This is a genomic window from Streptomyces racemochromogenes (assembly GCF_044129415.1).
GTDB lineage: Bacteria > Actinomycetota > Actinomycetes > Streptomycetales > Streptomycetaceae > Streptomyces > Streptomyces racemochromogenes_A.
The window spans coordinates 1-26,497 of the sequence record NZ_JBBDHD010000047.1 but is presented as its reverse complement, the minus strand read 5'-3'; the positions used below and the strand labels follow the sequence as shown (position 1 = coordinate 26,497).

Annotated in this window: 22 protein-coding genes; 13 read left to right on the top strand and 9 right to left on the bottom strand. The window is 75.3% G+C overall.

Features of this window, described 5'->3' with window-relative positions:
• Window positions 1–9: 9 nt before the first annotated feature.
• From WDV06_RS19160 to WDV06_RS19150, 3 genes are all read right to left on the bottom strand, one after another.
• Window positions 10–1,014 carry an ABC transporter substrate-binding protein gene (locus tag WDV06_RS19160; RefSeq protein ID WP_395510982.1) on the bottom strand — a complete coding sequence of 335 codons (1,005 nt, stop codon included), beginning with the start codon at window positions 1,012–1,014 and terminating at the stop codon, window positions 10–12.
• Between the two features lie 241 nt (window positions 1,015–1,255).
• Window positions 1,256–1,975, bottom strand: a complete 720-nt coding sequence (locus tag WDV06_RS19155; protein ID WP_395510981.1) for an ABC transporter ATP-binding protein — start codon at window positions 1,973–1,975, stop codon at window positions 1,256–1,258.
• Window positions 1,972–2,739 carry an ABC transporter permease gene (locus WDV06_RS19150; protein ID WP_395510980.1) on the bottom strand — a complete coding sequence of 256 codons (768 nt, stop codon included), beginning with the start codon at window positions 2,737–2,739 and terminating at the stop codon, window positions 1,972–1,974. The genes WDV06_RS19155 and WDV06_RS19150 overlap by 4 nt, the downstream gene beginning before the upstream one ends.
• A gap of 141 nt (window positions 2,740–2,880) precedes the next feature.
• Here WDV06_RS19150 and WDV06_RS19145 point away from each other — a divergent pair, with 141 nt between their 5' ends.
• A complete protein-coding gene (locus tag WDV06_RS19145; protein ID WP_395510979.1) occupies window positions 2,881–3,459 on the top strand; it encodes a helix-turn-helix domain-containing protein in 579 nt (192 codons plus the stop codon).
• Between the two features lie 41 nt (window positions 3,460–3,500).
• On the opposite strand, the gene WDV06_RS19140 is transcribed toward WDV06_RS19145, so the two are convergent.
• The gene (locus WDV06_RS19140; RefSeq protein ID WP_395510978.1) at window positions 3,501–6,650 is read right to left on the bottom strand and encodes a serine hydrolase; all 3,150 of its coding nucleotides are present in this window, start codon (window positions 6,648–6,650) and stop codon (window positions 3,501–3,503) included.
• Between the two features lie 225 nt (window positions 6,651–6,875).
• Between WDV06_RS19140 and WDV06_RS19135 the strand changes: the two genes are divergently transcribed.
• The 8 genes from WDV06_RS19135 to WDV06_RS19100 all read left to right on the top strand — a co-directional run bounded on the left by WDV06_RS19135 (window position 6,876) and on the right by WDV06_RS19100 (window position 17,975).
• Window positions 6,876–7,298, top strand: a complete 423-nt coding sequence (locus tag WDV06_RS19135) for a GntR family transcriptional regulator (RefSeq protein WP_395510977.1) — start codon at window positions 6,876–6,878, stop codon at window positions 7,296–7,298.
• Window positions 7,295–8,329: an ABC transporter ATP-binding protein gene (locus WDV06_RS19130; RefSeq protein WP_395510976.1), complete on the top strand. Its 1,035-nt coding sequence runs from the start codon at window positions 7,295–7,297 to the stop codon at window positions 8,327–8,329. The genes WDV06_RS19135 and WDV06_RS19130 overlap by 4 nt, the downstream gene beginning before the upstream one ends.
• The gene (locus tag WDV06_RS19125) at window positions 8,326–9,279 is read left to right on the top strand and encodes a transporter (protein WP_395510975.1); all 954 of its coding nucleotides are present in this window, start codon (window positions 8,326–8,328) and stop codon (window positions 9,277–9,279) included. Before WDV06_RS19130 ends, WDV06_RS19125 begins: the two co-directional genes overlap by 4 nt.
• Window positions 9,280–9,334: 55 nt before the next feature.
• Window positions 9,335–10,111 (top strand): class I SAM-dependent methyltransferase, encoded by a 777-nt coding sequence (locus tag WDV06_RS19120; protein WP_395510974.1) that lies wholly within the window; start codon window positions 9,335–9,337, stop codon window positions 10,109–10,111.
• A gap of 140 nt (window positions 10,112–10,251) precedes the next feature.
• The gene (locus WDV06_RS19115; RefSeq protein WP_395510973.1) at window positions 10,252–13,470 is read left to right on the top strand and encodes a TIM-barrel domain-containing protein; all 3,219 of its coding nucleotides are present in this window, start codon (window positions 10,252–10,254) and stop codon (window positions 13,468–13,470) included.
• A 153-nt stretch (window positions 13,471–13,623) separates the two neighbouring features.
• Entirely contained in the window at window positions 13,624–14,610 is a 987-nt protein-coding gene (locus WDV06_RS19110; RefSeq protein ID WP_395510972.1) for an oxidoreductase, read from the top strand.
• Window positions 14,607–16,667, top strand: a complete 2,061-nt coding sequence (locus WDV06_RS19105; protein ID WP_395510971.1) for a prolyl oligopeptidase family serine peptidase — start codon at window positions 14,607–14,609, stop codon at window positions 16,665–16,667. Before WDV06_RS19110 ends, WDV06_RS19105 begins: the two co-directional genes overlap by 4 nt.
• A 156-nt stretch (window positions 16,668–16,823) precedes the next feature.
• Window positions 16,824–17,975, top strand: a complete 1,152-nt coding sequence (locus WDV06_RS19100; RefSeq protein ID WP_395510970.1) for a PP2C family protein-serine/threonine phosphatase — start codon at window positions 16,824–16,826, stop codon at window positions 17,973–17,975.
• Window positions 17,976–17,982: 7 nt separating this feature from the next.
• Here WDV06_RS19100 and WDV06_RS19095 read toward each other — a convergent pair whose 3' ends face one another.
• The 3 genes from WDV06_RS19095 to WDV06_RS19085 all read right to left on the bottom strand — a co-directional run bounded on the left by WDV06_RS19095 (window position 17,983) and on the right by WDV06_RS19085 (window position 21,119).
• Window positions 17,983–20,082: a SpoIIE family protein phosphatase gene (locus WDV06_RS19095; RefSeq protein ID WP_395510969.1), complete on the bottom strand. Its 2,100-nt coding sequence runs from the start codon at window positions 20,080–20,082 to the stop codon at window positions 17,983–17,985.
• Between the two features lie 128 nt (window positions 20,083–20,210).
• Window positions 20,211–20,708: a hypothetical protein gene (locus tag WDV06_RS19090; protein ID WP_395510968.1), complete on the bottom strand. Its 498-nt coding sequence runs from the start codon at window positions 20,706–20,708 to the stop codon at window positions 20,211–20,213.
• Window positions 20,709–20,867: 159 nt separating this feature from the next.
• Complete coding sequence (locus WDV06_RS19085) at window positions 20,868–21,119, bottom strand: hypothetical protein (protein ID WP_395510967.1); 252 nt, start codon at window positions 21,117–21,119, stop codon at window positions 20,868–20,870.
• Between the two features lie 456 nt (window positions 21,120–21,575).
• On the opposite strand from WDV06_RS19085, the gene WDV06_RS19080 reads away from it, so the two are divergent.
• Complete coding sequence (locus tag WDV06_RS19080; RefSeq protein ID WP_395510966.1) at window positions 21,576–22,313, top strand: SOS response-associated peptidase; 738 nt, start codon at window positions 21,576–21,578, stop codon at window positions 22,311–22,313.
• Window positions 22,314–22,333: 20 nt separating this feature from the next.
• On the opposite strand, the gene WDV06_RS19075 is transcribed toward WDV06_RS19080, so the two are convergent.
• Together WDV06_RS19075 and WDV06_RS19070 are read right to left on the bottom strand one after the other, a co-directional pair.
• Window positions 22,334–22,987 carry an HAD family hydrolase gene (locus tag WDV06_RS19075; RefSeq protein WP_395510965.1) on the bottom strand — a complete coding sequence of 218 codons (654 nt, stop codon included), beginning with the start codon at window positions 22,985–22,987 and terminating at the stop codon, window positions 22,334–22,336.
• 4 nt (window positions 22,988–22,991) lie between these two features.
• Entirely contained in the window at window positions 22,992–23,753 is a 762-nt protein-coding gene (locus tag WDV06_RS19070; protein WP_395510964.1) for a DeoR/GlpR family DNA-binding transcription regulator, read from the bottom strand.
• Window positions 23,754–23,826: 73 nt separating this feature from the next.
• On the opposite strand from WDV06_RS19070, the gene WDV06_RS19065 reads away from it, so the two are divergent.
• The 3 genes from WDV06_RS19065 (at window position 23,827) to WDV06_RS19055 (ending at window position 26,397) form a co-directional block, all read left to right on the top strand.
• Entirely contained in the window at window positions 23,827–25,071 is a 1,245-nt protein-coding gene (locus WDV06_RS19065; protein WP_395510963.1) for an MFS transporter, read from the top strand.
• Between the two features lie 7 nt (window positions 25,072–25,078).
• Window positions 25,079–25,861 carry a class I SAM-dependent methyltransferase gene (locus tag WDV06_RS19060; RefSeq protein WP_395510962.1) on the top strand — a complete coding sequence of 261 codons (783 nt, stop codon included), beginning with the start codon at window positions 25,079–25,081 and terminating at the stop codon, window positions 25,859–25,861.
• 158 nt (window positions 25,862–26,019) lie between these two features.
• Window positions 26,020–26,397, top strand: coding sequence for a hypothetical protein (locus tag WDV06_RS19055; RefSeq protein ID WP_395510961.1), 378 nt, complete (start codon window positions 26,020–26,022; stop codon window positions 26,395–26,397).
• The last annotated feature ends 100 nt before the right edge of the window (window positions 26,398–26,497 follow it).

The following is a 26,497-nucleotide window of genomic DNA, read 5'->3' as shown; positions in this document are numbered from 1 at the left end:
TTCGGGGTGTCAGTCGGTGAGGGTGACGGCGGAGGGGTCCGCGGCCTTGAGCGGGCCGGGGCGCAGCCGGTCGCGCAGGACCTGCCGGTCGGCGGGGCCCGGGAGGGACTGGGCGGCCTTGGCCCAGGCGGCCTCGTCGGTCAGCTGTGCCAGGAGTTCGGGGGACAGGGTCGGGCCGTAGGTGTAGCGGGGCTGGAAGGCCTCGACGTAGCCGGGCTGGAGGGCCCCCTTGGACTGGGCGACCACCGCCCGGCGGGCGGCGGCCGGGTCGGCATCGCCCGCCTGCCGTGCGCGCAGCACCGTACGCAGGACGGCGGTGGCCGCCGCGTCGTCCGCGTCGGGGCCGGCGACGAGCAGGGTGTGGGCGGTGTAGCCGGAGAAGGGGAGTTCGGCGTAGCGGTCGCCGAGGGCGGTGCGGGCGGCCTCGTAGAAGCTGGGGAAGGTCACCCCGGCGTCGACGTCGCCTCGGGCGAGGGCGGCGGTGACCTGGTTCGGGGCCAGGTTGACCACCGTCACGTCGGCGGCCGTCAGCCCCGCCGAGGCGAGCATCCGGCTCAGGGCGTACTCGACGTTCGTGCCCTGCGGGACCCCGACCTTGCGTCCCTTGAGTGCGGCGAAGCCGGTGACCTCGCGGTCGGTACGGGTCAGCAGCCGCCAGTCCGAGAAGCGGGACAGCTCCGCGACGATGCGCACGTCCCGCCCGCCGAGCGCGGCCGTGACGGCGGGCAGGTCGCCGACGACCCCGAACCGCGCCTGTCCGCCGAGGACGGCGTTCAGCGCGTCCCGGCCGGTCGGCAGGGTGGTCACGGTGGCCTCGACCCCGTCGCCGGACCACAGCCCCCGCTCCTGCGCGAGGTACACGGGCGCTCCGCCGAGCTGGTCGCTCCCGGCGATGGTGACGCGGTGCCGGCCGCCGGGTTCCGCGCCGCCGTCACCGCTCGCACCGCAGGCGGTGGCGAACAGGGACAGGACGGCGGTGAGCAGCACGGCGGCGGCCGCACGGGGCCTGGGCATGGGACGGGGTCCTTTCGGGGTGGGCGGTCCTCACCGGCCGTGCACCGCGGCCGAGTGGGGCTCGGCGGGGCCGGCGGGGGCCGGTGGGGCCGGACTCGGCAGGCGCCGGGTCGGGCGGTGGGGGGTGGGGGGGGGCGGGGCCGGGTCCGGCGGGGTCGTGAAGGGGTCGCGGGGGGAGGGTGCGGGTTCGGTGGTGGTCACGGGGTGGTGGGGGACGGTGCGGGCCGGCGGCCGGGCGGGGTCACGGCGCGCCCAGGTGTCCGGCGATCAGGGCCCGCAGGGACGGGTCCGGGGGTCCCGCCGGGACCGGGTGGTCGGCCAGGACGCGGCCCGGGGAGCCGCCGAGGACCACCACCCGCTCCGCCAGGGCCAGGGCCTCGTCGATGTCGTGCGTCACGAACAGCACCGTCGTGCCGCTGCGCTGCCACAGCTCCCGCAGCAGCTCCTGCATCCGGGCCCGCGTCAGGGCGTCCAGCGCCCCGAACGGCTCGTCCATCAGCAGGACTTCCGGCCGCGCCGCCAGCGCGCGGGCCAGCGCCACCCGCTGCTGCATACCGCCCGACAGCTCGGCCGGGTACTTGCGCGCACCCTCCGCGAGCCCGACCTCCTCCAGCGCGGCCAGCGCCCGCTCCCGGCGCTCCGGGCGCGGCAGCCCGAGCCGTTTCAGCGCGAACTCGACGTTGCCCAGGGCGGTGCGCCACGGGAACAGCGCGTAGTGCTGGAAGACCACGCCCCGCTCGGGCCCCGGCTCGCGCACCGGCGCGGAGCCGGCCGTCACCCGGCCCGCCGTCGGCCGTACGAAGCCGGCCACGGCGTTCAGCACCGTCGACTTCCCGCAGCCGCTGGGCCCCAGCAGGGCGGTGAACGATCCCGCCGGGAACACCAGGTCCGTCGGCTCCAGCACGGGCGCGGTGGCCGCGTACCCCACCGAGAGCCCCTCCAGCCGTACCTCCAGGCTCATGACGCGCTCCAGTGCACGAAGCGGCGTCCGACGGCGGCCAGCACCAGATCCGCGGCCACACCGAGCAGCCCGAGGACGATGAGCCCCGCGAACATCCGGTCCACCCGCAGGAACTGGCCGTCCACCTGGAGCCGGTACGCCAGCCCGCGGTCCGCGCCGCCCAGTTCGGCGGCGACCAGTGCCAGCAGCGCCACCGACGCGCCGTAGCGCAGTGCCGCCAGCAGCGCCGGCGCGGCGGCCGGCAGCAGCACCTCGGTGAACCTGCGGTGCAGCGGCGCTCCCAGTGACCGGGCGGCCCGCAGGTGTGAAACCGGCACCCGCGAGACCCCGTCGTGGACGTACAGCCAGACCGCGAGGGCGACGGCGTACGCGATCAGCAGCCGCTTGGCGCTCTCGCCGATCCCGAACCAGGCCGCCGCGAGCGGTACGAGCGCGATGGCCGGGATCGGACGGAGGAAGGAGACCACCGGGGTGACGGCCGCCGAGAGCCCCGGCAGGTACCCGGTGGCGAACCCGAGCGCGCCGCCGACGGCCGCGCCCAGCGCGAAACCCTGGCCCGCTCGGGCCAGGCTCGCGGCGAGGTCGGAGACCAGGACGCCGCTGCGGACGCCGTCGGCCAGCGCGGCCGCGGTGGCGGCCGGACCGGGCAGCAGACCCGGAGCCACCGCACCGGACCAGGCGGCCAGCGACCAGAGCGCCAGCACGGCGCCGGCCGCGCCCAGGGCGGGACCGACCCGCCCGGCGGGGGATGGGGTGGCTTGCACGGGAGTACTCCTCGGATCGTTCCGACGGCCGTTGATAAGTGAGATCAATAATTCACCACACTTATGAACGGGCTGTTTCAGCAGTACGAAACCTCCGGGGCCCGCCCGGTCCCCCGAAACCGATGGGGTACGTTCACGAGCGTGTCCCGACCCCGCACCGAACCCGCGCCCGAGGCGATAGAGGTCGGCCAGGCGATCCGCGACTGCCGCACGGCACGCCGCGTCTCCATGGCCGTACTGGCCACCCGCTCAGGGCTCTCGCAGCCCTTCCTCAGCCAGCTGGAACGCGGCCTGGCCACGCCCAGCCTCAGCTCGATCTACCGCATCGCCGAGGCCCTCGACGTGGCCCCCGGCACCTTCCTGCGCCCCCCGGTCCGCCCGGGCGTGATCAGCCACGAGAGCGACCCCCAGGTCATCAAGGTCTCCGAGGCCGCCGGCCAGGTGGCCCGCGTGCTGATCCCGGGCGGCCGCAGCGGGCTGATGGAGGCGTACGAGCACCACTTCGAGCCCGGGCAGGGCGAGCGCGGCTGGTTCGAGCACCCGGGCGAGGACTTCCTCTACGTCCTGGAGGGCGAAGTCGTCCTGGAGGTACGGGGCGAGGCCCCCCTGACCCTCCGCGCGGGCCAGAGCGCCCACCACCGCGGCGACGTCCCCCACCGCTGCGCCTTGTCCGAGGGCGCGGCCCCGGCCCGGACGCTGCTGGTCATCGCGAACCCGTAAGGGGCGCGCCGCCGCCGCGACGCGCCCCCGCGGATGGCCCGTCAGGAGAGCCGGGTCACCCGGGTGCCGAACGAGGGCTCCCTGAGGTTCGTGCCCACCGCCACCGGGACGGTCTTCGCGCCCGCGCCCTCGCCCACGGTCAGGACACCCACCTCGGTGCCCGACGTGGCCGTGTGCGGCACGACCTTGCCGCCGGCCGTGCCCAGCGCGAGCCGCAGCTTCTGACCCGGCACGCCGATCACCGAGAGGTCCTTCGTCGCGACGAGCGGGGTCCGGCCGCCGAGGCCGTCGGAGACGTAGCCCACCGTCTGCCCCTTGTGGATCACGGGAGCGGCGGCGAGTGCCGTACGGACCGCCTCGATGACCTTGCGGCTGTTCTCCAGCACCAGGGCGAGGCTGTCCGCGGCGTCCTTGTCCGGCGGGGGCGCGTGCTGGTCCATCATCGTGCCGAGGATCAGCGGGGTCTCACCGCCCACCGTCTTGTACGCGGCCCACATCAGGGTCCCGCCGGCGGGGGTGCTGGACCCCGTCTTGATGCCCTTGTTGCTCAGACCGGGTGCCGAGAGAAGCGAGTTGTTGTTGACGATCGGCTCCGGCAGCCCCTCGATCCTGGTGTCGGGGATCGCCACGATGGCCCGGAACGCCTCGTCCTGCATCACCGCCTCGGCGAGCTTGAGCTGGTCGGCGGCCGTGCTGACGGTGCTGGCGTTCAGACCGCTCGGGTCGGTGTACGTGGTGTCCCGCATGCCGAGTTCCCGTGCGGCGGCGTTCATCTTCGCGACGAAGGCCGCCTCGCTCCCGCTGTCCCAACGCGCCAGCAGACGGGCGATGTTGTTGGCGGACGGGATCATCATCATCTTGAGCATGTCCTGCTGGCTGAACTTCTTGCCGGCGGTGAGGGTCCTGATCCGCGACTCGTCGCCGGACTTGCCCTCGGCGGCCGCCTGCGCGTCGATCTCGATTGCGGGGCCCGGGTCGTTCTTGCGCAGCGGGTGCCCCTTGAGGATGACGTAGGCCGTCATCACCTTGGCGACGCTGGCCGTCGGCACCGGCTTCTGCTCACCGAACGTGCCGATGTCGCCGGAGCCCGGGACCCGGACCGCCGCCTGGCCCTTGGCCGGCCACGGAAGGGTGGTCGTGCCGTCCAGTGTCAACGCGTCCTGCGCCGCCACGAGTTGCGGGGCGGGAAGCGGGCGCAGCAGCTGGCCGCCCGCGACGACGGCGCCGAGCAGCAGCGCGATCGGGGTCCACACCTTGACGCGGCGCACGAGGGTGCGGCGCGGGGTCTCCGGCGGGGGAGCGGTGTTGGTGAGCTCGGCGAGCAGTTCGAGCGGCGGGCGGGGGGTCTCGCGGGTGGGTTCGAGGACCGGCGCCACGGGTGCCTTCGGCGCGGGCTTCGGCGGGGCGGCGTCGGGGTCCTTGAGCGCGACGAACTCGCTGGTGCGCTCGGGGTCGTGCGGCTGCGCCGGCGCCGCCGCGCCGGTACCGGTCGGCTGCCCGGCGGTGCGGGCGGCTTCCGTGCCGCCCTCCCGGTCCCGTCGCTCCTCCGGCGCGGGGCCGCCGGGGGCCTTCCCGTCCGCCTGACGGCCGTCGCCGGCGGGCGTGCCGGAAGGACGGCGGTCGCCGGTGCGCGGGGCGTCCGCCCCGGCCGTGTCACCGTCCCCCTCCGGCGCGTCGTCGGCCTTCGCCCAGGAGGGGCGCCGCGTGGTCGCGGCCCGCTCGACGTCGGCGGGCACGGCTCCAGCGGGGAGCTCCCGCGTGTCGTCGTCCCTGTCCGGCCCGTCGTCCCGCTTCGCCCACGAGGGGCGGCGCACGGGTGCCGTGCGGGCGGTACCGGCACCGTCCTTCGAGGCCGCTTCTCCGGCCGCGGACCCGGGCTCACCCGGATTCCCCTGCCGGGAGCCGTCACCCTCGGCGGCACCGTCCCCGTCCCGGGCAGGAGCGGCGTCCCCGGAGGCGTCCGCGTCGACGGATCCCGCTTCGGCCGCGGTACCCCGGCCGGAATCCCCGCCCCGGGCAGGCCGGCGTTCGTCCGCCGCCGCGGAGCCCCCGACGGGCGCGTCCGCCTCCGCCTCGGCGGATTCCGGTCCGGCCGCGGTCCCGGTTTCGGAAGCCCCGGTCCGGCCGGAGTCGGAGCCGTCCTCACGGGCGTCCGCCCGGTCGGCGTTCGTGTCGGCGGGCTCCGCTTCGGTCGGCGTTCGGGATCCGGGAGCACTGGTCCGGCCGGAGTCGGAGCCGTCGTTAGGGGTGTCCGCCCGGTCGGGGTTTGTGCCGGTGGGTTCCGCTTCGGTCCGGGTTCCGGGTGCGGGGGCCCGGCGGGTCCCGGAATCCTGCGCCGGGGTGTCCGCCCCGTCGGAGTCGGTGTCCCCGGATTCCGGTTCCGCCGAGGCCTCCCGGTCGGGAACGTCGACCAGGGCGGAGCGGGGGTCCTTCGCGCGAGGTTCCGGCGTGCCGGCCCGGACGTCGCCCGCGGCGGTGTCCGTCTCGACGGGTTCCGGCCCGGCAGCCGGGGCCCCCGCAACCGGTGCCTGGGGCCGGGTGCCGGCCCCGGCGGGCTCCGCGCCCACGGGTTCGGCGCCTGAACCCTCCCGGCCGGGGGTGCCGGCCCGGGAGGGCCGGGGGAGTTCGCCGAGGGCCTCCACCACGGCGGGTTCCGGCCGTTCGGCCGGGGACTCCCGGTCGGGGGCGGCGTCGAGGGAGGTCCGGGCGCCCTCCGCAGGAGTGCCCGCCCCAGCGGGGGCCGTCCTTGCGGGGTCCTCGTCCGTGGCGTCGGCCCCGGCCGGGTCCGCCCCCTCCCGGTCCGCGCCCGCGGGGTCCGCCTCCGTCGGGCGCGGTTCAGCCGGGGACGTGCCGTCCGGGGTGACGGGGCCGCGGGGGGCGGCGGGGTTCGGGCGGGTGGTGGTGGGTGTGTCCGGGGCCGAGGCGGCCGGGGGCCGCCGGGAGGCGGTGTCCTCCTCCGACGGGCGGGCCGCCGCCCTGGCCTCCGAGCCGGCCGGCACACGGCCGTCGGCGGCGGCACCGGCCTCGGGCCGCTCCCGGCCGGCCGGGGCGCCCCCCTCCTCCCGCCCGGCCAGGGCACGGGTACGGGCCGCGGTGGGGCCGTCCTGCGGGGAGCCGTCCTGCGGTCCGGCGGAGCCCTCCGGCTCCAGAGAACCGCCCGTGCCGCCGCCCGCCACCGTTTCCGCCTTCATCCACGCCCACCTTGCTGTTCGTACCCGGCTCCGCCGGTTCTGCCGTCACGTCGGCACGGCCGTTCCCGGCCCGCCGCCCACATAGATGTTCGACCCCGCCCCCGCGTTCCGTGCCCGGCGCGCTGTGACCGTTCGGTCATACTCCGCCGCCGCGGGTTTGACGATCACTCACCCCGCCTGCACTATTCCACTAACACGTTAGTGGAATAGTGCAGGAAGGGGACCATGGAGTTCCACGTGGACCGGCGCAGCGGCGTCGCCACCTATCTGCAACTCGTCACCCAGGTCAAACAGGCCCTGCGCCTGGGCGTACTGGAGCCGGGAGACCGGCTGCCGACGGCCCGTGAGGTGGTCGCGGCCACCGCGATCAACCCCAACACCGTCCTCAAGGCCTACCGGGAACTGGAACGCGAAGGCCTCGTCGAACCCCGCCCCGGCGCGGGCACGTTCGTGCGGCGTTCGCTCTCCCACCCCCAGACGGCACCGGATTCACCGCTGCGCACCGCCCTCGCCGACTGGATGGCCCGGGCCCGCGGGGCCGGCCTGGGCCGCGAGGACGTCACGGCCCTCATCGCCGCCGTCGTGGACGAGAGCTTCAACCCCTCCGGGCCCGCGCCCGGAACATCGAGAGAGGAAGACACGGCGTGAGCGATCCGCACCACGCTCCGGACCACGAGCCGGACCCCGTACCGGGACCGATGCCCGGCCCCGCCGCCCTGCACGCCGCCGGGCTCGGACGTCAGTTCCCCGGGCGGCGGGCCCTGCGGGACTGTGACGTCGAGCTTCCGCCGGGCCGCGTCACCGCCCTCGTGGGACCCAACGGCGCCGGCAAGAGCACCCTGCTCCAGCTCGCGGCCGGCCTGCTGCGCCCCACCACCGGGCGGATACGGGTCTTCGGGCACGCCCCCGGCACCGCCGAGGCCCGCCGGCGCACCGCCTTCCTCGCCCAGGACAAGCCGCTCCACGCCCGCTTCACCGTCGCCGAAACCCTCCGCCTCGGCCGGGAGCTGAACCCCCGCCAGTGGGACCAGGCCGCCGCCGAACGCCTCGTACGGGGCGGGGACGTCCCCTTCGGCGCGCGGATCGGCTCGCTCTCCGGCGGCAGCCGCACCCGGGTGGCCCTGGCCCTCGTCCTCGGCAAGCGCGCCGACCTGCTGCTCCTCGACGAGCCGCTGGCCGACCTCGACCCGCTCGCCCGCCACGAGATCATGGGCCTGCTCATGGCCGAGGCCGCCGAGCGCGGGACGAGCATCGTCCTGTCCTCCCACGTCCTCGCCGAACTGGAGGACGTCTGCGACCACGTCCTGCTCCTGAAGGACGGAGCCGTCCGCCTGGCCGGAGACGTCGACGCGCTGCGCGAAGGGCACACCCGGCTCACCGGCCGCGCCGACCCCATGGAACGCGACGGCCTGCCCCGTGGCTTCGACCGGAGCGCCGTGGTGCACGCGGCGGTCGGCGGCCGGCAGGTCACCGTCCTCGTCCGCAACGGCTCCGCGGACCCGGCGGCCGCCGCCCCTCGTCCCGCCCGAACCGCCCCCGACCGTGCCGGATCCGTGCCGCCCGTCGCCGCCGACGAGCGCTGGATCGCCGAAACCCCCTCCCTGGAAGCCCTCTTGCTCGCCCACCTCCGCTCCCCGGACCCCGTCGCCGACACCTCCGCGAAGGAGGCCGCCGCGTGAAGGGCATGCTCTGGCTGGCCTGGCGCCAGCAGCGGCTGATGATCGCCACCGGCGCCGCCCTGCTGGCGGTCTGCGCGGGCTGGGTGGCGTACCGGCGCTCCGGGATGATGCGGCTGATCGACCAGTACGGCTGGACCCCCTGCCCCGGCTGGAACGGCGGCTGCGAGAGCCTCGCCACCTTCGAGATCCTGGACGGCAACACCACCGCGATCCGCGTCCTGGGCACCGTCGGCCTGCTCCTGCCCGCCCTGATCGGCGTGTTCTGGGGAGCCCCGCTGATCGGCCGGGAGCTGGAGACCGGCACCTTCAAGCTGGCCCTCACCCAGGGCATCGGCCCCCGCCGCTGGTTCGCCGCCCGCTTCGGCCTCGCGGCGCTGTGCGCCGTGCTCGCCTCCCTGGTCGTCGCCGCCCTCGTCGCCTGGTGGTGGCTGCCCATCGCCAACACCCTCGACGGCCTCTACTGGCACGACGCCCCCATCTACAACGCCACCGGCCCCGCCCCCCTGGCCTGCGCCCTGTTCGGCCTCGCGGCCGGGACGCTGGCGGGCCTGCTGGTGCCCCGCGTGCTGCCGGCCATGGGCGCGGCGCTCGCGGCCATCGCCGCGGCCATGGTGTGCACGACGTACCTCCGCAGGAGCTGGATCGACCCGGAGACCCGGATCACCCCCGGCACCACCCCCAAGCGGCTGATCGGCAGCGGCTGGTCCACGGGCCAGTTCGGCTACCTGACGCCCGACGGCCGCGAACACTCCATCGCCACCGTCTGCCAGACCTCCGGCGACGAACTCCGCCGGTGCATGGCGGAGCACGGATTCGTGGCCCGGTACCACAAGGTCTTCCCGAGCGGCGACTTCTGGACCTTCCAGTGGATCGACTGCGCGCTCTACCTCGGGGCCGCGGCCGTACTCGTCGCCCTCACCCTGCTCGTGCTGCGTCGCCGCACCGCCTGACCGGCACCCGCACTCCGCACGCACCCCGTCCTCCAGCACCCGGAAGGAACCCCTCATGGCCACCAGGAAGAACCTCACCGCCGACCGCGGCAGCGTCGGCCACAAGGTCCGCTACGCGCTGCGCAACCCGACCCGCATCGCCCCGTACGTCCGCCGCGCCGCACGCGACGGCTGGCTGCGCTTCAAGCACCCCGACCACGTCGGCTACTACCGCGCCGTCATGGCCTCCGACACCGGCCGCAACCCCGAGGCCGCCGTGGGCAGCCGGACCCACGAGCGCTGGCTCGCCCTGGGCAAGATGCAGTTCGACTACCTCACGGGTCACGGCCTCGCCCCGCGCCACCGCATGCTCGACATCGGCTGCGGCAACCTCCGCGCGGGCTGGCGGTTCATCGAACACCTCGACGCGGGCCACTACTACGGCATCGACATCTCGCCCGACATCCTCATAGCGGCCAAGCGGACCCTGGCCGACCGGGGGCTCCAGGACAAACTGCCGTACCTGACGATCACACAGGACCTCACCCTGGACTTCCTGCCCGACCGGCACTTCGACGTGGTCCACGCGCACAGCGTGTTCTCCCATTCGCCGATCGGGATCATCGACGAGTGCCTCGCCCACGTGGAGCGCGTGCTCGCACCCGGCGGCTGGTTCGACTTCACCTTCGACCGTACCGAGGGCGCCGAACACCAGGTGCTGCGCGAGGACTTCTACTACCGCACCGAGACCCTCCTCGACCTCGCGGCGGGCCACGGTCTGAAGGCCCGGTTCATGGACGACTGGGAGGCCCTCGGCCACGGTCAGTCCAAGATCCGCGTCACGGCCGGCTGACCGACCGCCCACTGCTCGAACCTGCGCGCTGTGACGGGATTTCGAGCAAGTTCCTTCAAGAACTGGGGCGGGGTCGCTATCTTTCCGGGTGCATGCCAAAAGCGGTTGTCCGCGATCCGGACCGCACGAGGAGCTGCCCCATGAGTCAACGTCCGACCACGAGGCACGACCACCCCCGCACCCGGCACGACCCCCCACGCCCCCGCACCCGCGCCCGCAGCCGCCTCGCGGCCCTGCTCGCCGGTGCCCTCGCCGTCGCCGGCCTCGCGGCCGCCGGGCCGGCCACCGCCCGCGCGGCGGCCGCCCCGGCGGCACCGTCCACCACCGCCGGATCGGTCACCGCCCTGTCCCAGTCGGGCGGCACCTTCACCGTGAGCACCACCAGCCGCGCCAAGGCCCGGGTGACCGTCGCCCGCGCCGACATCTTCCGGCTGTGGCTGTCCCCCGACGGATCTTTCACCGACGACCCGGCCGGCGCCGACCTCGCCGCCACCACCGACTTCGGCCCGGTGGACGCGCGGTACACCGACGCGGGCACGTACTACCGGATCACCACCGGCTCGCTCTCCCTCCACGTCAACAAGTCGCCGCTGATGTTCTCCCTCTACCGCGCCGACGACACCACCCCCGTCTGGCAGGAGACCCAGCCCACCCGATGGGGCGGCGGCAAGACCGTCCAGACCCTGGCCCGCGGGGCCGACGAGCAGTTCTACGGAACCGGCCTGCGCCTCGGCGAATGGGCGCTGCGCGACAAGACCGTCCCCGTGGCCGTCGACAACAAGTGGCGCGAGAACGACAACGCCAGCCCCGCCCCCTTCTACATGTCCACCAACAACTACGGCGTCATGCGCAACACCTGGGCGCCCGGCTCCTACGCCTTCACCGCCCCCACCACCGTCACCCACGACGAGAACCGCTTCGACGCCTGGTACTTCACCGGCGACTCCCTCAAATCCGTCCTCGACGCCTACACCGACGTCAGCGGCAAACCCTTCATGGCCCCCCTGTGGGGCTTCGAACTCGGCAACGCCGACTGTTTCAACGCCTCCAACCCCGCCTACCAGGGCGACCACGACCGGCTGCGCCACCAGACCACCCCCGACGTCGTCGGCTACGCCACCGACGCCCGCGCCGCCGACATGCCCTCGGGCTGGTTCCTGCCCAACGACGGCTACGGCTGCGGCTACACCGCTCCCCTGAAGTCCACCGTCGACGCCCTGCAGGCCAAGGGCTTCCAGACCGGCCTGTGGACCTCCACCGGCCTCGGCTCCATCGCCGACGAGGTGGGCACGGCGGGCTCCCGCGGCGTCAAGACCGACGTGGCGTGGATCGGCGGCGGGTACAAGACCGCCTTCCAGGGGGTCCAGCAGGCCGTCGACGGCATCGAGAAGAACTCCGACGCCCGCCGCTACGTCTGGACCGTCGACGGCTGGGCCGGAACACAGCGCAACGCCGTCGTCTGGACCGGCGACACCTACGGGACCTGGGACGACATGCGCTGGCACGTCCCCGCCATCGCCGGAGCCGGCCTGTCCGGCCTCAACTACGCCTCCGGCGACGTCGACGGGATCTTCGGCGGCAGCCCCAAGACGTACACCCGCGACCTCCAGTGGAAGGCCTTCACCCCTGCCTTCATGACCATGTCCGGCTGGGGCGCGACCAACCCGTCCGCCGGCTACCAGGACAAGCAGCCCTGGCGCTTCGCCCAGCCGTACCTCGACATCAACCGCAAGTACCTCCAGCTCAAGATGCGGCTGATGCCCTACCTGTACACGATGAGCCGCGTCGCCCACGACACCGGCGTCCCGAGCACCCGCGCGATGGTCCTGGAGTACCCGGACGACCCGGTGGCCCGCGGCAACCTCACCAGCGGCCAGTTCATGGCGGGGGACTCCTTCCTCGTCGCACCGGTCGTCTCCGACACCTCCGTCCGCGACGGCATCTACCTCCCCGCCGGGACGTGGACGGACTACTGGACGGGGAAGACGTATGCCGGCCCCGGCTGGCTGAACGGCTACCAGGCGCCCCTGGACACCCTCCCCCTCTTCGTCAAGGGCGGAGCCGTCGTCCCGATGTGGCCGCAGATGAACCACAGCGGCGAGAAGCCCGTCTCCACCCTCACCTACGACATCCACCCCCGGGGCACCTCCTTCTTCGACCTCTACGAGGACGACGGCCGCACCCGCGCCTACACGACCGGCGCCTACGCCCGCCAGCGCGTCGACGTCACCGCCCCGCCGGCCGGCACCGGCACCGTCACCGTCTCCGTCGGCGCACCCACCGGCAGCTACGCCGGCCGGCCCGCCTCCCGCGGCTACGAGCTCACCCTCCACGTGGCCTCCGCGCCCACCGCCCTCACCCTGGACGGCACCGCCCTGACCCGTCTGGCGAGCAAGGCCGCCTACGACTCGGCCGCCACCGGCTGGTTCTTCGACCCGGCCGACCGGGCCGGCGTCCTCTGGATCAAGACCGGCACGAAGACGGCCGCCTTCACCGTCACGGCCGCCGGCACGACGGTCCCCGCCGCCGACCCGATCCCGGTCACCTCGGCCCCCCTCCCGCCGTCCGCCTGGACCCTGGTCTCCGCCGACAGCCAGGAGACGGCCGCCGAGAACGGGGCCGCCGTCAACGCCTTCGACGGCGATCCCGCCACCATCTGGCACACCGCCTGGTCCTCCGCCAAGCCGGCGCCCCTGCCGCACGAGATCCGGATCGACCTGGGAGCCCGGTACACCGTCGACGGGCTCGGCTACCTGCCGCGCCAGGACGGCGGCGTCAACGGGCGGATCGGCGGCTACGAGGTCTACGTCTCCGACACCACCACCGACTGGGGCACCCCGGTGGCCACCGGTACCTTCGCCGACACCGCGACCCCGAAATCCGTCACCCTCGCCCCCCGTGCGGGCCGCTACCTGCGCCTGCGTGCCCTGACGGAAGCCGGAGGCCGGGGGCCGTGGACCAGCGCCGCCGAGATCTCCCTCACGGGCCGCCCCGCTCCTCTCCCCGCCGACGCCACCCTCGTCAACGCGGCCTCGGCGACCTGCCTGGACCTCCCCCACAGCGCCACCGCCCCGGGCACCGCCCCCACCCTCTACGCCTGCCACGGCGGCCCCAACCAGCGCTGGACCCTCCGGAGCGACGGCCGCCTCACCGGCCTCGACGGGGTCTGCCTGGACGCCGGCGACCCCGCTCGCGTCACCGTCCAACCCTGCGCGGGCACCCCCGCCCAGACCTGGCGAACCGGCCCGGACGGCAGCCTCCGCACCGCCGGCCAGTGCCTCACCCCGTCGGGCGACGGCCCCCTCACCCGCACCCCGTGCGCGGCCACCCCGACCCAACGCTGGACCTTCACCCCCTGACCCCGGGGGCCCGCCGCCCCAGCCGGGAGCGGGCCGGGGCCGGATGTCCGGCGGCTCCGGCCCCGCCGCGCACCCGGCCCCGAGCACCCCGACCCGTCCGCCCTCACGCGAAACCCCTGGTGCGGCGCCCGGTCCACGCGCGATCATCCCCGGATGACCACAGAAACGATCACCGTCACGGCCGCCGCCTCGGGCACCTGGACCCTGGGGGACATGACGGTCAACCGCATCGGCTTCGGGGCGATGCGCGTGCCCCAGGACGGCCCGGCGCTCCGGGCCGACGCCGTGCCCAGCGACCGCCGCCGGGCCGTGGCGGTGCTGCGCCGCGCCGTCGCACTCGGCGTGAACCACATCGACACCGCCGCCTTCTACTTCTCCCCGCTGCGCTCCGCCAACGAGCTGATCAACCAGGCCCTCGGCGGCCCCTACCCGGACGACCTGGTCATCGCCACCAAGGTCGGCCCCCGGCGCGACCCCTCCGGCGAATGGGCCGAGCACGCCCGTACCGCACGCGAACTGCGCGGCCAGGTCGAGGAGAACCTCCGCCAGCTCGGCCGCGACCACCTCGACCTGGTCAACCTCCGCGTCCTCGGCACCGACTCCGTCGCCGACCGCTTCGGCGCCCTGGCCGAGCTCCGCGAAGCCGGGCTCATCCGCCACCTCGGCGTCTCCAACGTCACGCCCGAGCAGCTCGCCGAGGCCCGAACCGTCGCGCCGGTCGTCTGCGTGCAGAACATGTACGGCATCGGCGTCCGCCCCGAGCAGGACGCGTTCGTCCGCCACTGTGGCGAGCAGGGCATCGCCTTCGTGCCGTTCTACTCGATCGCCGCCGCCGGCCGCGAGGAGGGCGCCGCCGGCACCGAGAGCGCGGTACTCCTCGACGTCGCCCGGGCCCACGGGGCGAGCACCGCGCAGGTCCGCCTCGCCTGGACCCTGCACCGCGGACCCCACATGCTGGCCATCCCCGGCACCGGCAACCCCGCCCACCTCGACGCCAACGTCGCCGCGGGCGCCCTCCGTCTGACCGAGGACGACCTGGCGCGCCTGGAGGCCCTCCACCACGCCGAGGCACAGGCCCCGGGACCGGGGAGGGCGGGGCGCCCGCCCTCCCCGGCGGAGTCCGGCACAATCGGCGGATGAGCGATGAAGCCCCCCGCCACCCCGCCCCCGGTTCCCCCGCAGACGACCCGTACCTCTGGCTGGAGGACGTGACCGGCGAGGCCGCGCTCTCCTGGGTGCGGGAGCGCAACGCGGAGACCGTCGCCGCCCTGACCACCGACCCCGCGTTCAAGGTCCTGGAACGCGAGGTGCGCGAGGTCCTCGACGACGACGGCCGCATCCCGTACGTGGTCCGGCGCGGGCCCCACCTGTACAACTTCTGGCAGGACGCCGACCGCCTGCGCGGGGTCTGGCGCCGCACCACCCTGGAGGAGTACCGCACCGACAGCCCGGACTGGGAGACCGTCCTCGACCTGGACGCGCTCGCCGAGGCCGAGGGCGAGAAGTGGGCCTGGGCCGGCAGCAGCGTCCTGGCCCCCGCGCACCGCCACGCCCTCGTCATGCTGTCGCGGGACGGCGCCGACGCCTGCGTGGTACGCGAGTTCGACCTGGAGGCGCTCGCCTTCGTCGAGGACGGCTTCACCGTCGAGGAGGCCAAGACCAGGGTCGGCTGGATCGACGCCGACCACCTCTGGATCGGCACCGATTTCGGCCCCGGCAGCATGTCCTCCTCCGGCTACCCCCTCCAGGTCCGCCGCTGGCGCCGCGGCACCCCCCTGCACGAGGCCGAACTCGTCTACGAGGGCCGGCCCACGGACCTCTCCGCCTCCGGCTGGCGCGACCACACCCGCGGGTTCGAACGGGACTTCGCCGCCCGGAGCATCGACTTCTGGAACCAGGAGCTGTTCCTCCTCCCCGAGGACGGTGCGGCCCCGCCGGAGAAGATCGACGTACCGGACGACGCCGTCGCCGCCGTCCACCGCGAATGGCTCCTCGTCAACCCCCGCTCGCCCTGGCTGGGACAGCCCGCCGGCAGCCTCCTCGCCTTCGGCTTCGACGCCTACCGGGCGGGCGACCGCACCCCGCAGGTCCTGTTCACCCCTGACGAGCGCACCGCCCTCGCCGGCTACGACTGGACCCGCAACCACCTCATCCTGCGCACCCGCGCCGACGTCTCCTCCCGCCTGGAGCTCCTCACCCCGGGCCCCGGCGGCTGGACCCGCGCCCCCCTGGCCGGCGTCCCGCCGCTGTCGACGGCCACGGTGACCTGCACCGACCCCGACGAGAGCGACGAGTACCTCCTCGACGTCACCGGCCACCTCCAGCCGTCCACCCTCTACCGGGGCGAGGCGGGTACCGGAGGCGGCGAGGTCCTCAAGCAGGCACCCGCCCTCTTCGACACCACCGGGCTCACCGTCGACCAGTACTTCGCCACCTCGCCCGACGGCACCCGGGTGCCCTACTTCGTGATCGGCCCCGAGGACCGGCCGGGCCCCGGCCCCGCACTGCTCTACGGCTACGGCGGCTTCGAGGTGTCCATGGTCCCGTACTACAGCGCCGTCACCGGCCGGGCCTGGCTCGCGCGCGGCGGGACGTACGTGGTCGCCGGCATCCGCGGCGGGCGCGAGTACGGGCCGGCCTGGCACCAGGCCGCCCTCGGCGCGAACCGGGTCCGGGCCTACGAGGACTTCGCCGCCGTCGCCCGCGACCTCACCGCCCGCGGCATCACCACCCCCGCCCAGCTCGGCATCGAGGGCGGCAGCAACGGCGGCCTCCTCATGGGCGCCATGCTCACCCGCGAACCCGGGCTGTTCGGCGCGGTCGTCGCCCACGTACCGCTGCTCGACATGCTCCGCTTCCACAAGCTCCTCGCCGGGGCCAGCTGGACCGCCGAGTACGGCGACCCCGACGACCCGGCGGACCGGCCGCACCTCGAAGCCATCTCCCCCTACCACCGGGTCCGGGCCGACGGCCCCCCGTACCCGCCGCTGCTCCTGCTCACCTCCACCCGCGACGACCGCGTCCACCCCGGCCACGCCCGCAAGATGGCCGCCCGCCTGCGGGAACTCGGGCACCCCGTGCTCTTCCACGAACACCTCGGCGGCGGCCACTCCGGAGCCACCGACCACCAGCAGACCGCCTTCAACGAGGCCCTCGTGCACACCTTCCTCGGGCAACGCCTGACCCCGCCGAGGTGACCGACCGGCGCGCTGCCCCGCCCGCCGCGCCCGGCCTGGTGGAATGGACCGGCCGGCGGCCCGCACCGGGCCGCCGGCCGGTCGCGGGAGCGGAGGACACGTGTCGGATCGCGGCGGACACCCCACCGGCCGGGCCCCGCACGGCGCCCGCGCCGGGTGCCGTCACCGGCCGAGACCCTGGAGGCCATCGGTACGGGCGACGACGAAGCCACCACCTGCCGGGAGCTCACCGCCTTCGCCCTGCGCACCTGCGACGCCGCGGCCGTCGACCTGACCGCCGAAGGCCGCACCGAGCGCGTCGCCGCGGCCGGATCCGCCGGCCTCCTGCGCGCCCCCGCCCCGTCGCCGGCCGGGCTGCCCGCCGTGCGGGCCGTCGACGGCGGCCACCCGCTGCACAGCTGGACCCTGCGTCCCGGAAGCCCGCCGGTGTACGGCCTGTCCGTGGCGCTGGCCCGGCACGGGACCTCGTACGGGACCCTCATCGCGGTCCGCACCAGTGCCCCCTTCACCGACCACGAGGCCGCCGCCCTGCACTTCGCGGCGCGGGTCGCGGCCGTGCACGTCCGTCACGCCCGACGGCTCGCCGCCACCGAACGCGTCGCCCTCCACCTCCAGCGGGCCCTCGTCGCCGACCCGGGCCGCCCCCACCCGAACCTGCTGACCGCCGGCCGCTACCTGCCCGTCGGACCGAGCGCCCTGGTCGGCGGCGACTGGTACGAGACGGTCCGGCTGCACTTCGGGCGCACCCTGCTGGTCGTCGGCGACGTGATGGGCCACGGCCTCGACGCCGCCGTGGACATGAACGCCTACCGCTCCACCCTGCGCGAGGTCGCCTCCACCGAACTCGCCCCGCACCGGGTCCTGCGCCAGCTCGACGCCCTGGTCGCCGGGGACGCCGCCCGCCGCCCGGCCACCTGCCTGCTCGCCCGCGTCGACCCGGCCCGCGGCACCGCCCTCTTCGCCAGCGCCGGCCACCTGCCGCCGGCGGTCTTCGCGGCCGACGGCACCGGCCGGCTGCTGGACGTACCGGTCGGGCCGCCGCTGGGCACGGGCCTGGGCGGCTACGAGTCCGCGGCGCACCCCTTCACCGACGAGGAGACCCTGGTCCTCTACACCGACGGGCTCGTCGAGCGGCGCGGCGAGGACATCGACGAGTCCCTCGCCCGGCTGACGGCCCTGCGCCTGCCGCCCCGCGCGAGCGCCGCGGAGGCCGTGGACGCCCTCGTGGCGGGTCTCGACGCCCGCCACGCCGAGGACGACGTCGCCGTCGTGACGGCCCGCGTCCGCTCCCGCACCGCGCATCCGTGAGGGGGTGTCAGGCGTGGGCGCGGGCGATGAGCAGGGCGACGTCGTCGTGCGTGTCGGGGCGGCGCAGGGCGGACAGCAGCAGGTCGCAGGTCTCCTCGATCGGGCGGTGCGGGCCGGCCAGCAGGTCGGTCAGGGTCAGCAGCCGGGTGTCGATGTCCTGGTCGCGGGTCTCGACCAGCCCGTCCGTGTACAGGACCAGCTCGTCGTCCTCGCCGAGGGTGAAGGCGGTGGTGTGGAAGGGGACGCCGCCCACGCCCAGGGGCACGGCCGTCGTCAGCCGGAGCAGCCGCGGGTGGCGCCCGCTGCGCAGGTGCACGGGCGGCAGGTGGCCGGCGGTGGCGATGTGGCAGAGCCGTGAGTGCGGGTCGTAGACGGCGTAGACGCAGGTGGCCATCGCCTCGCCGAGGTCGGCGGTCGCCGCGTCGAGGTGGGTGAGGACCGTCGCCGGGTCGAGACCGAGACGGCCCAGCGCCCGGGCCGTGGCGCGCAGCTGTCCCATGGTCGCGGCGGCGTTGATGCCGCTGCCCATGACGTCGCCGACGACCAGGGCGGTCCGGTCGCCGGACAGCGGGATGACGTCGAACCAGTCGCCGCCGGTCTCGTCGGCCGCCCCGGCGGGCTGGTACCGGTAGGCGATGTCCAGCCCCGGGGCGGCCGGCGGGTGCTGGGGGAGCAGGTGGCGCTGGAGGGCGAGGGCGGCGTGCCGCTGGCGCTGGTACCAGCGGGCGTTGTCGATGGACACGGCGGCGTGGGCGGCCAGTTCGGAGGCGAGCAGCACGTCGTCCTGGCCGAACGGTACGGGGTTGCGCGCCCGCTTGAGGTCGAGCGTGCCCAGCACCTGGCTGCGTGCGATCAGCGGGACCGCGAGGTACGAGTGCACCCCCGCCTCGCCCAGCTGCCGGGCGGCCTCCTCGTCGCGGGCGATGCGCGGCAGGTCCTCCGGGGTGACGTGCGGGACGAGGACCGGCCGGGCGGTGCGGGCGCAGCGGGCCACCAGGCGGTCGGTGCGGTACAGGGCCACGTCCCCGACCGGGTCGGCGGCGTCCTCGGCGGGGGTGCGGTATCCGGCCTTCACCGCCAGCGCCCGGAACCGTACGGCCCGCTCGTCCGGCCCGTCGCCCGGCCGGCCGCCCGTCAGCACGGTGTCGAGGACGTCGACGGCGGCGATGTCGGCGATCTCCGGAACGGCCACGTCGGCCAGCTCCCGGGCGGTGATGTCGAGGTCGAGGGTGGTGCCGATGCGCACCGAGGCGTCCGCGATCAGGGACAGGCGGCGCCGGGCGTGCGCGGCGGACACGGCGGCCCGGTGCTGCTCGGTCACGTCCACCACCGACACGGCGACGCCGATCACCCGGGAGGACTGGTCCTCCAGCCGGTAGATCGACACCAGCCAGGCGCGCTCGCCGGAGTCCTCGGAGATCCGGCCGGTGGTGAAGTTGTCCAGGACCGGCACGCCGGTCTCCATGACCTCGCGCATCCTGGCCTCGACCGCCGGCGCGTCCAGGAAGGGCAGTATGTCGCCGATCCGCTGTCCGAGGTGCCGTTCGGAGGAGACCCCGTTGATCCGCTCCAGGGCCGGGTTGACCAGGACGTACCGGAGGTCCGCGTCCAGGACGGCCAGCCCGATGGGGGACTGGTCGACCATGCGCAGGGAGAGGGCGAGATCGCGCTCGACCCGGCGCAGGGTGGCCTGCTCGGAGGCGAGCCCCAGGGCGAACATCCCGCCGTGGTCGGCCTGGAGCCGCATGTTGCGGAACTCGACGAGGACGTGGTGGCCGTCGCGGTGGCGCACGGGGAAGGAGCCGGCCCAGGCGCCCTCGCCGGCCATGACGCGGGCGAACAGGCCGAGGACCTCGTCGCGGTTCTCCTCCGACACCAGCAGCGTCGCCGCGTACCGGCCGAGCGCCTCCTCGGCGGAGTAGCCGAACAGGGCGGCGGCCTGCGGGCTCCACAGCCGGATCCGGCCCTCGGCGTCCAGGACCACCGCGGCCACCCCGAGGACGTCGAGGAGACCGCCCGCCGAGGGGGTTCCGGCCGGCGGGGGCGGGGCCGCAGGGGGCTCCTCCCCGGGGCCGTCGGCCGGCGGAGTGGGCTGCGCATCGGCCATCACCGGCCTCCTCACCCGGACGGAGCTCCTTCCATGCTGGGGCCCCGCACCCGGCCCGGCGACCCGGCGGGGCCATCGGTGCGGCCGGGGCACCGCCGCGCCGTGCGGTGCCCCGGCCGGCTCGCCGGTCAGTGGAAGAGCATGGAGGCGCCCCCGGCCGCCGTGGTGACGGAGCCCGGGCACAGGAAGCTGCCCGAGGCCTTGGTGGCGGTGAAGGCGCGGTTGACGTACTTGCGGGTGGTCCCGTCGCGGTCCCACACGATGTTCGTCGCCTTGTAGCGGCAGGAGACGAAGCTCTGCTGGCCGGTGATGTCGATCAGGTCCGTCCGGGCGGTGGCGGCCGCGTCGTCGAACGTGAAGGCCGGGTCGTTGTTGAGGGAAGCGGTGATCCCGCCGCTACAGGCGAGGTTCCCGCCGGGCTTGTTGATGCTCGTGCGGTCGACGGTGAGGGCGCTGGGGGGATTGGCGCTGGTCCGGGCGTTGGTCCAGGTGCAGGTGTTGCCCGAGACCACGATGACGCCGTCGGCCCGCTGGTCGGCGGTGGGGCCGAGGGCGGCGGCGCTGGTGACACTGCCGACGGTGGCCGCGAGGGCCAGGGCCGCTACGGCGAGTTTCGCGCGGTGCATCATGTCGCTCCTCCGTGACACGTCCTTGTGGGGGTGTGGTGCGAGGGCGGTACCGAGTGCGCGAGGAGCGTGCCACAGGGGTCTTGAGAAGTCAGGAGCGATGTCATGTGCGTGTCAAGATGGCCGGAATGTGACGGCCCGGGCGGCCGGGCCGGGGGATCAGGGGAGGTCGGTGGCCGCCGGTTCGGCCTCGTAGACGTGCGGGGCGTCGCCCTGCCACTCGATCTGCGGGACCGCGCCGCCGAGGACCACCTCGTCGGGATCGGGCACCTCGGCGCGGCGCAGGAACTCGATGACGTCGGGATCCGAGTGCGCGACGCCCAGGACCGTCTCCCGGCCCCCGGCGCGCAGGCTCACCCGGCGGCCGCCCGAGGGCGAGACGCGGTGGACGACGATCGGCGCGTGCTCCATTCCTCCACCCTGGAGCCCGTCGGCGGCGGCCGCATCCGGGCGCGGACCGGCGTACTGCCCGGGGACGCTGTGCAGGGGCGGAGCCGTGACGGGGGAGCGGGACGGGCACGGGCCCCCGGACCCCGTGGCGGCCGTGGGCGGGGCGGTCCGGGCGGGCCCGGCCCGCGGCCCTGTGACCGACCGCAGGCCCGGTGGTCCGCGCCCCACACGGCCGTCCCCCCGTCCGGGCCCGGGCCGGCTCCCGCGCAGGCCACCGCCGGCCGGGACCGCCGGGCGGGACCGCCGGGCGGGCCGGTCCCCGCCGCCCGGCGGACGGGCGCCGGCGCCGCCTGCCCGGTCTGGCCGCACGGATCGGACGCCCCGCACGTGGCGCCGCGCCCGGCCGTACACGTGGCGCCGCGCCCGGCCCGGCCGCGTGGCGCCGCGCCCGGCCCGGCCGCGTGGCAGGCTGGAGCCATGTGCGGCCGCTACGTCTCCACCCGCAGCCCCGAGGACCTGACGGGCCTCTTCGGTGCCGTCCCGCCCGCCCCGGACCTGGTCCTCCCGCCGAGCTGGAACGTCGCCCCCACCGACCCGGTGTGGGCCGTGCTGGAACGGGCCGACCGCGACAGCGGGGTCCTGGAGCGGCGGTTGCGGCCCCTGCGCTGGGGGCTGGTGCCCTCCTGGTCCAAGAGCCCCGATGGCGGAGCCAGGATGATCAACGCCCGGGTCGAGACGGTGGGGGAGAAGCCCGCCTACCGCCGCGCCTTCGCCAAACGCCGCTGCCTGCTGCCCGCCGACGGCTTCTACGAATGGGAGGCCGTGCCCGCGACGCCCACCGCCAAGGCCTACAAGCAGCCGTACTTCATCAGCCCGCACGACGGCTCGGTCATGGCGATGGCCGGCCTGTACGAGTTCTGGCGCGACCCCTCCGTCACGGACCCGGACGACCCCGCCGCCTGGTGGGCGACCTGCACCGTGATCACCACCGAGGCCACCGACGCCGCCGGCCGCGTCCACCCCCGGATGCCCCTGGCCCTCGCCCCGGCCGACTACGACGCCTGGCTCGACCCCGTGCACGAGGACCCGTCCGCCCTCCGCGCCCTCCTCACCACCCCGGCCGCCGGCCGCCTGGAGGCGCGCCCCGTGACCACGGCGGTCAACAGCGTCCGCAACAACGGCCCCGAACTCCTGGCCCCCGCCGCGCCCGTCTGAGACCCGTCGCGGCCGCGGGCTCAGGAGGTGCCGAGCGCGGTGCGCAGGTCCGCCGCCGAGGTGAAGACGTGGCCCCGCATGCCCAGGGCGCGGGCGGCGCGGACGTTCTCCTCGCGGTCGTCGACGAACAGGACCGAGGCCGCGTCCGCGCCCAGCTCCCGCAGGCACCCCTCGTACGCGGCCGGATCGGGCTTGGCGTGGCCGGTGCGGCAGGACAGGGAGCGCACCCGGAAGTGCGCGAGCCAGGGGTGGTGGCGCTCGTAGTGGACGGCGAGCTCCTCCGGGATGTTCGACAGCAGGGCGACCGTCCGCCCGGCCGCGGCCAGTCCCGCGACCAGGGCCACCATCTCGGCGTCCACCGCGCTCCAGCTCGCGACGTCCGCCTCGACGAGCGCGGCCGTGCGCTCCGCGTCGAAGCGCGTGCCCAGGGCCCGGGCGACCAGGTCCCAGTAGCCGGGCCCGGCCACCTGGCCGCGGTCGTAGGGGGGCCGCAGGGACCAGTAGGCCTCCCAGAACGCCGCCCGGCGCACCCCCGTCACCCCGGCCGTCTCCAGCAGGCGCGCCTTGCCCGACGGGGACTGCACCCGGGCGATGACGCCGAACATGTCGAACAGCACCGTCCCCGGGGCGCCCGGGGCCCCGCCGGTTCCGGCGGGTGTGGAGGTCTCGGTCATCCGGTCATGCCTTCCGTACGGTGACGCCGGCCGCGGCCAGCGCGTCGGTGGCGTCCTGCGGGGCCTGCGCGTCGGTGACGACGGCGTGCAGCGCGGAGGCGGGCAGGACATGGGCGAGCGCGGTGCGTGAGAGCTTCGCCGACTCGGTGACGGCCACGACGCGGCGCGCCGAGGCGATCGCCGCGCGCTTGACGGCGGCATCGGCCAGGTCGTACGCGGTCAGCCCGTCCGCCGCCGTCAGCCCGCAGCAGCCGATGACGGCGGTGTCGAAGCGCAGGGCGGCAAGCGAGGCCTCGGTCAGCGGGCCCGTCAGGGCGAGTTCGCCGCGTCGCGGCGCCCCTCCGGGCACCAGCAGCGTCACCCGGGGCGCGTCGGCCAGGGCGTTGGCGGCGTGCAGGGACAGCGGCACGACCGTCAGCCTGCGGCCGTGCAGCGCGCGGGCCACCTCCAGACAGGTGGTCCCGCTGTCCAGGACCACCGACTCCCCGTCCGACAGCAGCGCGGCGACCTCGGCGGCCAGGCGCTGCTTGACCTCCAGCCCGTCGCGGGCGCGCAGCGGGAACGGGATCTCCTCGCCCCGCAGCAGCAGGCTGCGCGCCCCGCCCCGGTAGCGCTCCAGGACCCCCTGCTCGGCCAGGGCCTCCAGATCGCGGCGGATCGTCATCTCGGACGCGCCGGTGAGCTCCGCGAGCTCGGCGACGCTACGGCTGCCGCTGGCCCGCACGGCGTCCGCGATCTGCCTCAGACGGTCTTCGGTGACACTCATGCCTCTGATTGAACATTCATAGTGTGCGAAAAGCAAGCTTCGAACATGAAGTGTGTTTGTTATGTTCGTTTGCATGAAGACCGAGAACGCGGCGTGCGCCGCACCCACGGCCGCACTCAGGAGGGCGCGGTGGGCCACCACCGCCTGCTTCGCCCTCAACGGATTCGTGATGGGGATGTGGATCGTCCACATCCCCCCGGTGGAACGGCGCACCGGCATCGGCCACGACCTGCTCGGCTGGCTCCTGCTGCTCCTCGGCGCCGGCGCCTTCGCCGGGATGCGGCTCGCCGGCCCGCTCACCGACCGCTTCGGCGCCCGCCGGACCGTCCCCGCGGGCGCGGCGCTGTGCAGCGCCGCCGTGCTGCTGCCCGCCCTGGCCACCGGCGCCCCGGCCCTGGGCGGGGCCCTGCTCCTGCTCGGCTTCGGCAACGGCTGTCTGGACGTGGCCATGAACACCCACGCGGTCCGGGTCGAGCGCGGCTACGGAAGGCCCGTGATGTCGGCCTTCCACGCCGTGTTCTCCATCGGCGGCGCGCTCGCCGCCCTCGTCGGCGCCCTCGCGCTCGGCGCCGGCCGGCCGGCCGCGGCCACCCTGGGTGCCACGGCCTTCGGCGGCCTCCTCCTCGCCCTGCTCCTCACCCCCGCCCTCCTGCCCCGGGAGCACCCGGCGGCTCCGGCGCCGCCGGAGGCCTCCCCGGCCCGCCGCCGGGCCGCCCCCGGCATCGGGATGCTCGCCGCCCTGGCCTTCCTCCTGATGCTCTGCGAGGGCGTGGCCAACGACTGGAGCGCGCTCCATCTCCGGGACTCCTTCGGCGCGCCCCCCGCGACCGCCGCGCTCGCCTACGGCGCCTTCGCCACCGCCATGACCGCGGGCCGCCTGCTCGCCGACCGCATCGCCGCCCGGACCGGCCCCGTCGCCGTCCTGCGCCACGGCGCCGCCCTCGCCGGGGCCGGCCTCGCCCTGGCCGTCGCCGCGCCCGCCGTCCCGGTGGCCCTGGCCGGCTGGACCCTGTTCGGAGCGGGCCTGTCGGGCTGCGTCCCGCAGCTGTTCAGCGCCGCCGGCCACGCCGACCCGGACGCCGCCGGGGCCAACGTCTCCCGCGTCGCGGGCCTCGGCTACCTCGGCATGCTCGCCGGTCCCGCCGTCATCGGCCCGCTCACCCGGCTCGTTCCCCTCGGCGCCGCCCTGCTGCTGCCCGTGGCCTGCTGCGCCTTCGCCGCCCTGGCCGCCCCCGCCCTGCGCCCCGCCCCCGCCCCGGCCGAACCGGCCCGTACCGGTGTGTCGTCGCCGCGCCGGGGGCCCGTGGCGGGTCGATAGTGGTGCTGTGAGTGACGACGGGACGAGAGACCCCGCGGAGGGCGCCGCCTGGTCCGGGAGCGAGGGGGCGCGGGCCTTCGCCGCCGTCGAGGCGGCCACGGACTGGCTGCTCGGCTACCCCTTCGTCTTCCGGGCCCTGTCCCGCCGCCATATCGGCGCCGGCGCCGTCCTCGTCGACTACGGATGCGGGCCCGGCAAGGTGGCCGACCACGCGGCCCGGCTGCTGGGGGCGCGGGTGATCGGCGTGGACACCTCGCCCGAGATGCTGGCGCTGGCCCGCGCCACCGCGACGGCCGTGGCGGAGTTCCACCTGGTCGAGGGCGGCCGGACGGCCGGCCTCGCGGACGGCAGCGCGGACGCGGTGATGTGCAACCACGTACTCGCCTCGCTGCCGGACGAGGAGGCGGTGCGGTCGGTGTTCACGGAGGTGCGCCGGCTGCTGCGCCCGGGTGGCCCGTTCGTGCTGCTGTCCACGGACCCCGACTGCGGCGGCGGGGAGTACGCCTCCCTGCGGATCGGCGGTGCCGGCACGGTCCACACGCCGGGCCAGGGGCTGACCGTACGGCTGCGGCGCACCGACGGCTCCTGGCAGGAGGTGCGCAACCACGCCTGGCCCGTGGGCGCGCTCCCGGGCCTCCTGGAGCGGGCCGGCTTCCGGGACGTGCTCCAGGAGCGGCCGACGGTGGAGGAGGCGGAACGGGTCGCCGACCCGGACCTGGTACGGGGCCGCCCCTGGACCGCCGAGCGCGAGCGTCCCCCGCTGCTGGTCACCACCGCGTCGGCGGCCTGAAGGCGCCGATGGCATGGACGGCCGAACACCCGTTTGTCAGGCAAAAGTTCGACTTGAGAGCCGTTTCAGCGAAAGTCGGACAATCATGTGGCCGATATGGGAGGCTGCTGCGCGCGGCGGCGCACCACCGCGCGCAGCCGTCACTGGGGAGGTCACACATGCGTGGAGCACTGCTGCGTAAGTCCCGGTCCGTACTGGCCGGTTCTCTCATGGCGCTGGGGGCCGTCGGCCTGAGCGCCGCCCCGGCGAGCGCCTGGACGGGCGGGAACGTCTGGGTCAACTTCGGCAGCTGGAACTGTCCGGCCGGGGGATCGGTCGTCGGCGTCTACTGGGCCGTCGACACCTACTCCAGCGGTCCGGCCGGCGGGGACTGGGGAGACAACGTCATCTACCCGCGCGTGCGGGTGGGTTCGGGCGCGTTCAACACCCTGAGCTACCAGACGATGTGCAAGAAGTGGGGCTGGTACACCTACCGCGGTGTGGTGTCCCAGCGCACCCTGACCCCGTACAAGTCCGGCCTGAGCTACACCTACTGAGGCGACGGGCAGGGCACGGGACCGGGGGGGGGGGGGGGGGGGGGGGGGGGGGGGGGGGGGGGGGGCGGGGGGGGGGCGGGGGGGGGGGGGGGGGGGGGGG